This window comes from Paenibacillus sp. FSL R7-0210, from assembly GCF_038009085.1.
Classification (GTDB): Bacteria; Bacillota; Bacilli; order Paenibacillales; family Paenibacillaceae; genus Paenibacillus_AQ; species Paenibacillus_AQ silagei.
The window spans coordinates 2,474,504-2,488,354 of the sequence record NZ_JBBPAR010000001.1; the positions used below are offsets into that span (position 1 = coordinate 2,474,504).

At 50.2% G+C, this 13,851-nt stretch carries 12 protein-coding genes; 2 read left to right on the forward strand and 10 right to left on the reverse strand.

Annotated elements, in window-relative coordinates:
• Positions 1–14: 14 nt before the first annotated feature.
• From MKY64_RS10790 to MKY64_RS10810, 5 genes are all read right to left on the reverse strand, one after another.
• On the reverse strand, positions 15–692 hold the full coding sequence (locus MKY64_RS10790; RefSeq protein WP_036726939.1) for an MBL fold metallo-hydrolase: 678 nt from the start codon (positions 690–692) through the stop codon (positions 15–17).
• A 200-nt stretch (positions 693–892) separates the two neighbouring features.
• A complete protein-coding gene (locus tag MKY64_RS10795) occupies positions 893–2,308 on the reverse strand; it encodes a 6-phospho-beta-glucosidase (protein ID WP_340952854.1) in 1,416 nt (471 codons plus the stop codon).
• Between the two features lie 12 nt (positions 2,309–2,320).
• Positions 2,321–4,201, reverse strand: coding sequence for a glucose PTS transporter subunit IIA (locus MKY64_RS10800; RefSeq protein ID WP_340952857.1), 1,881 nt, complete (start codon positions 4,199–4,201; stop codon positions 2,321–2,323).
• Between the two features lie 26 nt (positions 4,202–4,227).
• Entirely contained in the window at positions 4,228–4,779 is a 552-nt protein-coding gene (locus MKY64_RS10805; protein ID WP_340952859.1) for a DJ-1 family glyoxalase III, read from the reverse strand.
• 14 nt (positions 4,780–4,793) lie between these two features.
• Positions 4,794–5,351, reverse strand: a complete 558-nt coding sequence (locus MKY64_RS10810; protein ID WP_340952862.1) for a DJ-1 family glyoxalase III — start codon at positions 5,349–5,351, stop codon at positions 4,794–4,796.
• Between the two features lie 220 nt (positions 5,352–5,571).
• Between MKY64_RS10810 and MKY64_RS10815 the strand changes: the two genes are divergently transcribed.
• Positions 5,572–6,528, forward strand: a complete 957-nt coding sequence (locus MKY64_RS10815) for a LysR family transcriptional regulator (protein ID WP_339256846.1) — start codon at positions 5,572–5,574, stop codon at positions 6,526–6,528.
• Between the two features lie 151 nt (positions 6,529–6,679).
• Positions 6,680–8,056, forward strand: a complete 1,377-nt coding sequence (locus MKY64_RS10820; RefSeq protein WP_339257487.1) for an MmgE/PrpD family protein — start codon at positions 6,680–6,682, stop codon at positions 8,054–8,056.
• A gap of 29 nt (positions 8,057–8,085) precedes the next feature.
• On the opposite strand, the gene MKY64_RS10825 is transcribed toward MKY64_RS10820, so the two are convergent.
• The 5 genes from MKY64_RS10825 to MKY64_RS10845 form a co-directional block, all read right to left on the reverse strand.
• Positions 8,086–8,583 carry a DinB family protein gene (locus tag MKY64_RS10825; RefSeq protein WP_339256844.1) on the reverse strand — a complete coding sequence of 166 codons (498 nt, stop codon included), beginning with the start codon at positions 8,581–8,583 and terminating at the stop codon, positions 8,086–8,088.
• Positions 8,584–8,760: 177 nt separating this feature from the next.
• Positions 8,761–10,293, reverse strand: a complete 1,533-nt coding sequence (locus MKY64_RS10830; protein WP_339256842.1) for a methyl-accepting chemotaxis protein — start codon at positions 10,291–10,293, stop codon at positions 8,761–8,763.
• 155 nt (positions 10,294–10,448) lie between these two features.
• Positions 10,449–10,763, reverse strand: coding sequence for a hypothetical protein (locus MKY64_RS10835; protein WP_340952867.1), 315 nt, complete (start codon positions 10,761–10,763; stop codon positions 10,449–10,451).
• 400 nt (positions 10,764–11,163) lie between these two features.
• Entirely contained in the window at positions 11,164–12,750 is a 1,587-nt protein-coding gene (locus MKY64_RS10840; RefSeq protein ID WP_340952870.1) for an FAD-dependent oxidoreductase, read from the reverse strand.
• 27 nt (positions 12,751–12,777) lie between these two features.
• The gene (locus tag MKY64_RS10845; protein WP_340952871.1) at positions 12,778–13,695 is read right to left on the reverse strand and encodes an ROK family protein; all 918 of its coding nucleotides are present in this window, start codon (positions 13,693–13,695) and stop codon (positions 12,778–12,780) included.
• Between the last annotated feature and the right edge of the window lie 156 nt (positions 13,696–13,851).

Here is a 13,851-nt window from a genome sequence, read left to right on the forward strand (position 1 = left end):
GATTGTAGAGCGGCTTATTTGAAATCAAGCAGTCTGGCATTATTCTTACGGTTCCTGAATTTCACAAAATGATTGATATCATCAATCTGGAAATACAGATTATTTTTGTAGAGATAGCTCATCTCTTTGCCTGGCGGATCGCCGAAGGAATGTCCCGGGTATACCCGGGTGCTGGGAGGAATCAGCCGGATGAGCCGGTGGATGCTATTGAACATATCCTCAGCCGAGCCTCCGCTGCTGTCGCATAAGCCGCAGCCTTCAATAAATACCGTATCCCCGGAGAACAGATGGTCCTGCCCCCAGTAACAGACACTTCCCTGCGTATGGCCGGGCGTCACAAGACAGGTAATCCGTGAATCACCGATACGAATGAGGTCCATGTCCTCGACGGTCCGGAGCCGGTTGCAGCGGTATTTATAGTAATCTGCCTCGGTTTTGGAGATGTAGACAGTAGGACGGTAGAGCAGCTCAAGCTTCTTCACCATATTGGTATGATCAAAATGAGAGTGGGTCAGCAGAACAGCCGTGACTGTGGCCTCATGCGAATCCAGAATACGGATCATCTGCGATACATCCCAGGATGGATCAACTACAAAAGCTTTGCGGGAAGTCTTGTCAATACCGAGATATGCGTAGTTCAGGAAATTCATGCAATGCGTTTTAATCGTAAACAGATCATAGGTTGCTTCCATGCCCGCCTCCTTGAAGATTTGATAGATCTGATTTCCATTATTTATAGGATGAATCTACTAAATTATCATCTACTTTTTCACGAACTGTCAATGAATGTTATTGCTTCCATAGCAAAAAGCCTGCAACCTAGCATTGCAGACTTTTCCACATAAAAACGTATATTTCTTTTTTGTTGCAAATAATGCCGAATGATTGTTGCCTACAAATTCTCCCCATGGCTGGCGATACATTCCTTGTACCAGTGGAATGAATCCTTTCTCACCCTTCTTAAGGTGCCGTTGCCATCATTGTCTTTATCAACGTAGATCAGGCCGTATCTCTTCTTCATTTCTCCTGTTCCTGCACTGACAAGATCAATGCAACCCCAAGGGGTATAGCCCATCACTTCTACCCCATCTTCCAGGATGGCTTTTTTCATCTCTTCCACATGCCGTCTAAGATAGTCAATTCGATAAGGATCATGCACTTTATCATCCTGCTCCAGTGTATCTACGGCACCAAGACCATTCTCTACGATGAAAAGTGGAATTTGGTACTTGTCATACAGCCAGTTGAGCGTAATTCTGAGTCCGACCGGATCAATCTGCCAACCCCATTCACTGGCCGGCAGGAGCGGATTCTTGTATCCGCTGATCTCATTCCCCTCGCTCTTATCCTGGTCTGTGGGATTAGCCATAACAACAGAGCTGGAATAATAGCTGAAGCCGATATAGTCTACCGTTCCCTCGGTTAGAATTCTTGCGTCCTCAGGCGCTGTTTGGATCTCCAGGTCGTGCTGCTTCAGAAAGGCATAGTACGCGGCCGGGTACTTCCCTCTGACATGAACATCGAGCAGAAAGTAGGCTTGTTGAAGTTTTTTGACATGGGCCAGCACATCATTAGGATCACAGGTTGCTGCATAAGACGTTGGATGAAGGAACATTCCGCCGATTACGAACCCGGGATTGATTGCTTTACCCAGCTTGACTGCCCTTGCACTGGCTACCAGCATATAATGTGCTGCCTGATACATCGTTTGCAGCTTGTTCTCCCCTTCAGCCCACTTGATACCTCCTGGCTTCCAGGGCTTTCGTACAATCATGTTGATTTCATTAAAAGTCATCCAATACTTGACCTTGGTCCGGTATCTGGTATAGATGGCTTCGCAGTAGTTCATGTAGAAATCAATCAATTTGCGGTTGCGCCATCCTCCGTATTCTGTCACCAGATGATAAGGCATCTCGAAGTGCGAGATAGTAACTACCGGCTGAATTCCGTAGGCCAGGCAGGTATCGAACAGATCATCATAGAATTTCAGCCCTTCCTCATTCGGCTCTGCCTCATCCCCGTTCGGGAAGATCCGGGTCCAGGCGATACTGGTTCTAAAGCATTTGAACCCCATCTCATGAAACAACTTGATATCTTCCTTGTAGCGGGCATACAAATCACTTGCCTCATGGCTGGGATAATACACATTCTCTTCAATTCCATCGGTGATTCTCCGCTCTACACCATGCGCAGCAGCTGTCATCACATCTGCAACACTGACACCCTTGCCGCGCCGGTTCCAGCCCCCTTCAACCTGATTGGCTGCTACAGCGCCTCCCCACAGGAAGTCTTCTGCTAACTTGCTCATGATGACCCCTCCTCAGACTTGTATACGCAGCAGGTGCTCAGTCGGGGCCACACGACCGGCAGCAACCTGTTCTACACCTTGATAATCAAATGTATTGGAGATAATAATTGGAACGACGGTATCATATCCGGCTGCCCGGATCGCTTCAACATCATATTCCAGCAGCACATCACCTTGCCGGATAATCTGATCCTGCTGCACATGTGCAGTAAAGTGCTTGCCTTTTAGCTTGACCGTATTGATTCCGACATGTACCAGCATCTCAACACCTTCATCGGACATCAGACCGATCGCATGACGGGTTGGAAATAAGGATACAACCTTTCCGTTAAACGGGGCATATACCTTTCCATCCACGGATTCAACGGCTGCCCCGCTGCCCAGAGCAAAGATCGGATCATCAATTGCAGTGATATCTTTGATTGTTCCATTAATAGGGGAGCAGATCATAAGGGGTCCTGCCGGACGGGCAGCTCCGCTGGTCACAGGGCTAACCGGTGTGGCAGGAGCATCTCCGGAAGCAGCATTAGCGGTTGCCGGAATATCCTCTTCGATGCCCCAGATTAGCACAGCTCCCATAGCCAGCGTGATGCTGATTGTGATACCAATAATGATGTGAATATAGCTGTCTGCGATATACGTTGGCAATGCCAGGATGCCCGGCAAGATTAAGGCTGTAGCACCGCCGCCCCAGAAGTTAATATAAGCAGCCCCAATACCGCCGGCTAACATGGCACAGATAAAAGGTCTTTTGTACTTCAGATTGAATCCGAAGATCGCCGGCTCTGTGATACCGAACAATGCGGTTACACCGCTGGATAATGCACTTGACTTGCTGGCTTTATGCTTCAACAAGAAGAATACGCCCAGACAAGCGCCGGCTTGCGCCAGATTTCCGGTCAGGTTGGCCGGAGAAATGACGGAATAGCCATATTCCGCAATCAGTTGGCTGTTGATAGGTGTAATCGCATAGTGCATGCCGAAGATAATCAGAATCGGTCTGAAGGTTCCGAACAGGAAGGAGCCAATGACGCCGTTCACGGTATACAGATACGTGACGATTTCTGCCACCCCCTTGCCGAAGTACGTTCCAATGGGTCCGAATGCAATTAATCCCAGCGGAACCATGATGAACAGCACCAGCATCGGAACGAACAGGATTTTGAACATATCCGGGATGCGTCTGTCCACGAAGCGGTATACATAACTCATCACCCATACGGAGATGATGATCGGAATAATTGTGGATTTATAGTTCACCAGCAGCAACGGAAGGCCGAAAAAGCTTAAGCTGGTAACGCCTGTCTCTGCTGCTTTTGCCGCACCCTCCATAATGGTAGGATACATATATGCTCCTGCGAGGGCGATAGCCAAATACTCGTTGGTCTTGAATTTCTTGGCTGCACTAACCGCAAGGAAGAAGGGGAAGAAATAGAAGATCAGATCACTAATCAGGTTAAAGGTTACATATGCGCCGCTTGTAGTCTCCAAAAGCTTCGTTGTAGTCAGAATAGCCAGTACAGACTTGACCATACCGCATCCGATCAATACGGGGATTACAGGCCCGAATATACCTGCAATTGTCTCTACAACCCGTGATATCACATTCTTTTTCTGCTTCACACTTTTGACTTCAATATCTGAATTCTCCAGATCGAGTCGTTCACTCACTGCATCGAATACGATTTTTACTTTGGCACCAATGATGATCTGCAGCTGTCCGCTGTTGAACTGGGCTCGGAGCACACCTTCTAACCGATCAAGCGCTTTCAAATTGACCTGAGATTCATCTTTCACATTGAATCTCAATCTTGTTGCACAATGGGTGGCATACGTAATATTATCCTGACCAATGTTGGCAATAATCTCTTTTGCCAAATCCTCTGTTTTCATAAGTTCCCCCGCCTTCTTAGCTGTCTTTACTTGCCCCCGGCCATATTGTATAACATCTTCTCACGCAGAGCTGAAGTATCCTTGCCGAAGATTTCTGCAATCTTATAAGCGAACGGATATGGCGTTGCCGGCCCCTGGCTTGTAACAAGATTCTGATCTGCTACAACAACCTGGTCTTTGAAAATACCGCCAATCAGCTTTTCCGCATAGCCTACATATCCCGTTACCTCTTTGCCTTCAATAACTTTAGCATCGGATAAGACAACGGTTCCCGAGCACATTGCAGCGATGTATTTATTGTTCCGGTTGAAGTATTGCACCATTGCAATAACGTCCGGATTCTCTTTCAGATTCTGTCCGCCTGGACGGCCGCCCGGCAGAACAACCATGTCGTAGGCTTTAACTTCTTCGCCAAAAGGCTTGTCACCCTCCACATAAATGCCATGCATGCCCTTAACCAGCTTGTCGCCGAAATAGAATGTATCACAGGTCAGTCCGGCTCTTCTCAAGATATCTACAATGGTTAATGTTTCGCCTTCTTCGTAACCCTCTGCCATCAGTACTGCTATTTTACTCATAATGTGTATTCCTCCTATTCAGCATCAAATGCGTTGAAATATACCATTCGCTTCTTGACAGCCATACTATCTCCACCTAGTGCATCCACCAATGCGTAAGCGAACGCATAAGAGGTTGCCGGTCCCCGGCTTGTAATGAGATTGCCGTCAATGACAACAACATCTTCCTTAAAGGAACCGCTCGTTTCAATCTTGTCCTCATAACCGACATAAGCGGTGAAATTCTTATTCTCCAGCACCCCTGCTCTGCCTAGTGCAAGAGGAGCTGCACACATGGCTCCAACAAATTTCCCCGCTTCATTCATCTCTTGAAGCAGTCTGATGACCCGGTTGTCATCACGAAGATTAGCCGCTCCCGGCATGCCTCCGGGCAGTACGATCATATCGTAGCTTTTAACATCATCACTAATCATTGCATCTGCTTTGACTACAATGTCGTGGCTGCCGCGAATGAGTTCACCTGCTGTACTGAACATGTGACAATCGATCTGCGCCCGTCTCAAAATATCCACAATGGTCAGTGTTTCACTCTCTTCAAATCCTTCTGCCAGTATAACTGCAACTTTGCTCATGTTCATGCCCTCCTGTTATTTCAAATTTCTGCAGGACAACAATGGCCTGCTTACGCTTACAACGCTAATGTATCCGTGGTTACATTCATAATTTAGCATGAACATACGCAACTCGAAAGCACATATATACTGCTTGTATGTAACTATTAGCTGCAGTATGATGGTACCGGTACTATCAATTCCCATCAAAATCTCGAATGGACCTAATCAGGAGGTACTCATGCTCAATAACTATAAATACTTTCTAGTTCTGGCCGAAGAGCTGAACATTTCAAATGCAGCCAAACGTCTCTATATTTCCCACCAATCTTTAAGCAAATACTTAAAAGGGCTGGAAGAGAAGCATGGTGTTGCTTTTTTTGAGAGGAAGCCCAAAATAACCTTAACAGCCGCCGGGAAAATCATGCAGAACACCTTGCGTCAGATTGAGCTTCTCGATCAAAATATGGAGAATCAGCTTACGGACCTTAAGGAGGATAAATCGGGTACCATCCACTTCGGCATCACTGAAGGAAGATATCCCATTATTGTTCCGAAGCTGTTAAAAGAGTTCTACGATCTCCATCCCAAGGTCGAGTTAATCATTCATCGAAAGACATCACCGCAGATGCAGGAGATGGTATTGAACAATTCGCTGGATCTGTTTCTGTCTGGTGTTGATAATATTGTTACTCCACTTGTGAAGTACGAGACGATTCTCCACGAGCAAATGTATATAGTGATCTCGGACAATTTACTGAAGCAGTATTTTCCGGATCAATATCCGGGATGTATTGATACTTTTGCCCAGGGTGCTGACCTCAGCCTGTTCCAGCATGTGCCTTTTGTTCTGAACAAGAAAAACTTCAATTCCCGTATTCTGCTGGACAAGCATCTGTCTGAACGGGGGATTTCACTGAACTGCATTAATGAACTGACTCAGCCTGATATCCATCATCTGTTGTGTGCCGAAGACTATGCAGCCAGCTTCTGTCTAACCATGTATCTAAGGGGTATCGATGGGCTTAATGAGTCCGGTAATACGAACTCCCATCTGCATGTGTTCCCGATTTCGGACTTTGCTTACTTTAACCCGCTGGCGCTGATTTATCATAGAAATAAAATTTTCCCATCCTATACGGAGGATTTGAAAAGAATAGTAAAACGCTACTGTAGCCCTGCATCATATCTCCAGTAGCCGTAAGGATGCTTGAATTGCACGATGCATCCAAAAGTTGAGTTAGTGCAGTTAACTTGTGCTTGAGTTAAACAACACCGCAACCTTATATTTTGTTATGTAACTTCTGCAAATTGAAGTCAAAATAACGAGGTGGATGGTTGTGAGTTATATGATTGTTGAACTGGCGGATTATGTGGCCCGTCTCCGGTATGAGGATCTATCCGCAAGGGCTATAGAGGTTGGTAAACAGGTGATCCTGGATGCTTACGGGAATATGGTGTTCGGTCGTTACTCTGAAACAAGTGAGCGTATTATGGAGTACGCACAGATGACAGATAGTATGAATACAAGTGAAACTCGGGTATCGCTGCTCGGTGAGCAGGATATCCGCACCAGCTCGGATACCGCAGTGTTCGTACATACGATGCTGGCACGTTGCGCAGATCTGGATGATGGATACCGTCACGCCATGGGGCATCCCGGCTCCGTGCTGGTTCCCCTGCTGCTTACTATGGCTGAGCTGTACCACAAGGATGGCAAACAGATGATTACGGCAATTGTGGCAGCATATGATGTGTACGCCAGGTTAGGCGAGGTGATTAATCCCTTTATGTACCGGGAACGGGGCTTCGATGCTACAGGGGTATGCGGTGCGGTCGCGGCTGCAGCTTTGGTAAGCAAATTAACGAATGCGGATGCCGTACGAACCAAGGATGCCATGGGGATCGCTTCGCTGTTCACAGGAGGATTAATAGAATACCAGAACGACGGAACTTCCGGCAAAATTCTGTGCAGCGGCTGGGCTGCTCTAACAGGGATGAGGGCTGTAAGACTGGCAGCCTGCGGATTTACCGGCCCGGATGCTGCGCTTGAAGGGAAATATGGGTTTTTTCAGGCGTTCAAGGGTACCAGCGGTCATTGTAATACGGGTCAGGTGCTTGAGGGATTGGGCCAGAACTTCAAAATAACCAGTATCTATTTCAAACGTCATGCTTGCCAGCGCGGGCTTCATGCCACACTGGATGCCATGCTGGAAATGCGGGATAAGTATGATCTCACACCTTCGAAGATAAAATCCGTCGATGTGAGAACGTCTTCCTTCGTCTATCGTCTAAACAATCCCAAACCCAAGACAGCCATAGGAGCTCAGGCCAGCACGCAGTTTACTTCAGCCGTAGCACTGAAGTATGGCCGCATGGATTCAGAGGCTTTACTATTCAGAAGCTTTGAAGATCCTGAGATTCATGAATTGGTTCAAAAAATAACAGTCACCCAGGATGAGGAAGTGCAGCAGTACTTGCATGAGAACCCGACGCATTTTTGTGCTGCACGTGTTGTGTTGACATTACATGACGGCAGTACATACGAGAAGTGGATGCCTGTTCCGCTTGGCGATACAGAAACCCCGTTCGGCTGGGAGATGCTTGAACACAAATTCAGTCAATTAATTGCAGGCACGCCGTGTGAGAGAAACGGACAGGACAGAATCAGACTGATCAAAAATCTTGAGAACACGAGCAATGCCGATATGCTCCTTCGGATCTGAATGACTTAGTGGCTTCTATTAGCTGGTCCTCAAGCAGGATAACCGCCCCCTGGCGGTGGCCACGCACCCTGCAGACGGCGGAGCAGAACAATCTCCCCCAGGTGATAGGAGTTATGGGAGGCGATATTGCGCAGCAGCCCGCCCTTGGTCTCCCCTGGAAAATGGGCTAATGGCTCGTCAAGCTGTGCGCTCTGAGCGATAGCAACCGCCTTATCGACACCTTGCAGCAGATGTGCGATGGCCTCCTGAAGCTGGGCTTCCTCTGCCGGGGCCTTCTCCGCAGGCCAGCTCTCCTGTACGCTTGTAGGCCGCTGAGGCTGGCCGCCCTCCAGGTGGGTCAGCATGAAATCCTGCCAGAAGCCCATGTGCTTCACCAGCTGATAGATGGAGTAAGGAATTCCTTCTATTGTATAACCTGCAAGCTCCAGTGTCAGATCCGGCAAGGCCCGGGCGATCGGAATATGTCCGCGCTCTCCCACCAGAGATTTCACCAGTGCTTGACCAAAAGCATGATTGGATTCGGACATCAGTATGCTCCTCCTATTAATTGCGCGAAATATAATTTACCGAAATTCAATATAGCCGGATTCTGATGATTTGTCAATTCTGATATCGAATCTAATTTGCAACATCAAAAAGCGAAACGCTTGAAGCTCCGTTCCGCTTTTTGATCTCAGGCTATGGTATTCCATTCCAGTTAACGCTTATAAAGTACGCAGAATACCTAACAGCTCCTCCGACATCCTGCTTACTTCCTCTACAGAAGCATTAACCTCTTGCGTCAGTGCAGCCTGTGCTTCGGTCAAACTAGACATGCCGTTAATGGTGCTGATAATATGATCGATCCGGTCATTCATCTCCTGCGTGGTTTTCTCAATGTTGTTCGAAGCCATCTTGCTGTGGTCTGCGAGCTTGCGCACCTCACTTGCCACAATAGAGAAGCCCCGGCCATACTCCCCCGCATGAGCAGCTTCAATGGAAGCATTCAGCCCGAGCAGACTGGTCTGATTCGAGACCTCGCTGATGAATTTGGTGATTTCTTTGGTTTCATTCGTTTTTTCTTTCACATCAACTGCAGCCTTGTAGGATTGCTCCTGGACTTCGGCGATATCCTGAGCTTGCTCTGTTACCGATACAATCCCGTGAACAATCTCGTTAATCGCAGTCAGCAAGCCTTCCATCTGCAGGTTTACCCGTCTGATTGTATCCTCTTTATTGATTTCCTGCGTAATATCACGAATCGTTCCTGCTACCCGCAGAGGGATACCCTGCTCGTCCCGGATCGTTTCACCGCCTGCGTGATACCAGCGATACTCGCCATTTTTGGAGCGCAATCTGTAGTTCACTGTATAGTCCGTCTGCCCGGTGTAGTCATTCAGATGATTGGCGAAGGCATCCAGCGTGGGCTGCAGATCCTCCGGGTGTAGCTGGTTGCTCCAGCTGCTTAACAGGTTCGGGAAATCATGTTCGCCTTCAAAACCAATCGTTCTGCGGAATTGCTCCGACCACCAGAACTCATTATCCGGGTTGACCGGATCTCCTGCGATAACCACCATATCCCAAGGTGCTTCCACCAGGGCGCGGTTCACCAGATCATAGCGGACCACCAGTGCGCCCAGCTCGTCCTGCTTGATTTTTTTATCATGAATATCCAGCAAAGCTCCGGCTACCATAATAGGTGATCCGTCAGCGGCACGTACGGTTGTGCCCGTCGCCTGGAACCATTTGTACTCGCCTGCTTTCGTCTTGAGCCGGTATTCAATATCGTATTTGATCGTGCCCGTCCGGTCCAGCATATGATCTGCGAACAGCTGCAGAACCCCCTCTTTATCCTCGGGATGAAGGCAATTGGACCAGCTCTCCAGCACATTGGGGAAATCATGCTCATCCGTATAGCCGATCATCCGGCGCAGCTCATCCGTCCACCTGAACTCATTATTCGGATTCACCGGATCACCCTCATATACATCCATCTCCCACAGGGAGATCTCAATCGCTTCAGTGATCATTTCCAACCGAACCTTGTAATAGTCCTCACGCTTATGTATCACGGACGTTAGTCGCGTTAACAATGCTTGCAGTTCATCAGGAACTGCGGCAGAATATGTATCGGTTTGCTCTTCTTCCTTGCGTTCAGCCCGCTCCACATAGTTTCGTAATAGGTCGATCAGCTGATGGTCTGTTTGGGGCGGTGCACCTGCGTGTGTGTTTCCTTTGAATCTGTTCAGAATTGGCATGTTCTCTCAGTTCTCCTCATCTCATGGTGTGCGCTGCTTGGGAAAGCTAGATTGAGTATATAACAGGCCCGAACTTTTATATATAAATTTATATTTAAAATTTAATATAAAACAACGGCAGAATAAGACTTGACAAAAGTCTCAGACTGCCGCTGTTATTTGACTACCGTTTTGCATTTTCTCAAAAATTTTCGAAGCAATCTAATCCACTTGGGCTCGTATGCTTGGCTAATTGGAATCCCTTTATAATAAATATTATAAGGATCCATTCCCCATAGTTTTAAAAGTCCTTCAGGAACATCATGCTTATTTACAGGTGAGCTAGGATCTGCTCTGAAAAAATACTCATTACATGCAACACAGTACAAAATCAGCGATTCACCAGAGCCATATGCATAAACATTAAGCTCAGTTATACAGGTTTCACATTTACATATTCGATTGCGGTTTAGCCAATCAAGTAATTGCATGTTATCCCTTCCCCTTAGCTCAAATATACAATGTCAGTCTAATACTTTATTTTATAGATTAGAACTTGTTTTCTATGGATCAGGGAAACAGTTGGATTTTCTACACTTGCTGATGGACGATTAGGCCATAGTAGGATAGCAGTTGGAGAAAAGGCACTTAATTTTTCGCATTTTCTACTAAGGAGCGAGACTGAAGCAATTTAGTTGTACAATTTCCACTTGCTTCCTCCGTTTCTGCCAAAACCAACTGAACAAGATACGTTTATCCACCTACTTGCTGCCAGGTAACATCGACAACTAGGTAGCCCATACCAAAAAGGCACCCCGCTGACGAGGCACCTTACCTTGGATATATAATTATAGACGTTTGAGCTATACTGGATGGCCGGAGAAGGTGCGCTTAAGTCTCCAGCTCCTCCGGGGTCCAGTGCAGCTGAACGCCGAGCTCGATCAGTTGCTGCTGATAGGCCCTTAGATGTTCCGCTGATTCTCTGACTGCCGATGGTTCGACCTGTTGCCTGATGGCATAGGCCGCGAGGGTGCCCGCCGCTTCGCCGATATTCCATTCTGTGGGATGCAGGCGGTAGCAGCCGTTCGCAATCTGGGTCATGGATATGTTCTTGCAAGCCGGGAGCAGGTTCTTGACCCGCACCGGGATCAATGATCCGAGAGGAATCTCATAAGGATGGTTCGGGATATAAAAGGTACGCTGGCTCACTGTCGTGGGATGAAGATCCAGATGATAGCTGCCTACCCCTACGCTATCCTCATAACGCTTAGGCCCGGCCGGGCCGCGCAGCTCCTTGCTCACATCCTGCTCTGCTATCGTATACAATCCGCGGATGCGCCGGGATTCCCGGATATAAGGGGCCTTGGCCAGCCCGTCTTCTGTGCCGAGCACATCTCCGCGCAGGCGCACGCCCGGGTAGCCCTGCCCGCCGTCCATGCGGGGCGCTTCGGTCTGGAGCCAATACACGAGTGAGAGGGTAAGCTGTCTCGCCCCCTCCAGGTGCCGCTCCCGTTCCTCCGGCGATACGCCGATAATTGACCCCGCATAGTAATCGTTCAGTGCCCAGTTCAGCAGAGTGACTTCGCCGTCATTCAGCGGCTCCGTCCAGATGGCCGGGTCTACGATCCGCCGGTAATCCCACAGGGAGACAATCCCCTGCTCATTCGGGAACATCGTGAACTGCTTCAGCTTGCTAGTATCGTCTGCATCTGAAGCGAACCAGCTTAAGATCGGATACTGCGAGAACGATGGGACATATTCGCGCCAGTAATCATAATCTATTGGACGCGGAATCGTATAGTTTCCACCCGGCACATAGTCCACCGCCGCCACGTGGGTAATCGACTGCATGTCGAGCGGGTCCTGTGCCTCCAGAGCATGCGGCTCCCCTGTCTCGCTGCGGGCTTCAGCGCCGCTGACATGCTCCACTCCGGCCAGCGGCAGCAGATCGCCGCACTCCGTGGCGTCCAGATAATAGTCGCCGCGCAGCCTGAAAAGCTTACCGCCCGTTCCCTGCCGGACGGTCACTCCAGTAACGTAATCTCCTTCAGTATCGGCAGCGACCGGCACCGTATGATAGAGCACCTCGATCTGCCCGGTGTTCACATATGGGGCCAGCATCTCCTGCAGAACAGCCAGTGCTACCTTCGGCTCATGTGCCAGCCGGCTGACCCAACCGTTGCCGGGATTCAGTATAGGGTTACTCCTGGCAGCTTCCGTAAGCGGATAATTCCGCCTGTAATACTCCCTGACTCTGCTGCGGAACTCCCGGTAAGACGCGGTACTGCCCGATTCCTCAATCCAGCGGTGCTCATCCGGCGGCACGGCCTGGGAGGTCAATTGCCCGCCCAGCCAGTCCGTCTCCTCGGTCATAAGCACGCGCAGCCCGGCTTTGGCTGCGGCCAGTGCCGCCGCCGTTCCTCCAAGTCCGCCGCCGATAATTACTACATCCGAATGCTTCTCCTGTTCACCAGCCATCTCTCTGTCTCCTCCCTGCCGCAGCAGTTAGATCTGCCTTTCGCCTTCGTCCCGGCGCAGCCGTTCCAGAGCCAGCCGGGCTGCGCCGAAGCAGCCTGCCCGGTTGCCCAGCTCCGCCGGCACGATTCGGGCGGCCAAACTACCGCCCGCTTGCCCGGCCAGCAGCGGCCACCAGACCGCGCGGCTCTGAATGACCCCGCCGCCGATAATAATCAGCTCGGGGTCTACCGCCGCCCCGATGTTAGCTGTCACCAGCGCAAGATCCGCTGTGAAGCGCTCCAGCACCGCCAGTGCTGACGCGTCGCCCCGCTCCGCCGCCGCCATAATCTCCCGCCCGTGCGCATACGCCCGGCCGGTCTCCTCCAGTGCCAGCCGCAGCAGCGCCTGGCCGGACACATATTGCTCCGCGCAGCCGCGCTTGCCGCAATTACAGGGGCGACCTCCCGGCACCAGCACGCTGTGCCCCCAGTCGCCACCGCTCCAGGCGGCTCCGCGCAGCAGCCGGCCTTCCGCCAGATTAGCCCCGCCGACCCCGGTGCCCAGGGTCAGCATGACCAGGCTCGCCCTGCCGCGTCCCGCGCCCAGCCAGGCCTCGCCCAGCAGCGCCGCGTTGGCATCGTTATCGGCCACCGCAGGCCGTCCGAACGCAGCCGTTGCCCACTGCGTCAGCTGCATCCCCTGCCAGCCGGGCAGATTATCGGTGGCGTAGACCACCTCGCCCGAATCCGCATTCACCCTGCCCGCCGAGCCAATCCCCAGCGCTTCCACCGCAGGATGGCCAGCCAGCAGTTCCTCCACCAGGCTGTGGAGCTGGCCGAGAATAACCTCCCGGCCCAGCCGGGCCTCCGTGTCGCGTCCGGCTTCCGCGAGAATCGTCCCCGCTTCATCGGTTACAAGCCCTTTGATGCCTGTCCCTCCGATATCCACGCCTATGACTTGCCGCATTCGCGCCACCTCCACTATTGCATCTGTCTCTTCATTCGATTTGTACTCGGTTTTTCTGTGAAAATACGTCTGACACTGCGATAAACGTACGGGCTACACGGCGCACCCGGTCCAATTGTGTTCGGTTTTTCGATTACATTCGGCCTACGCGGCGCC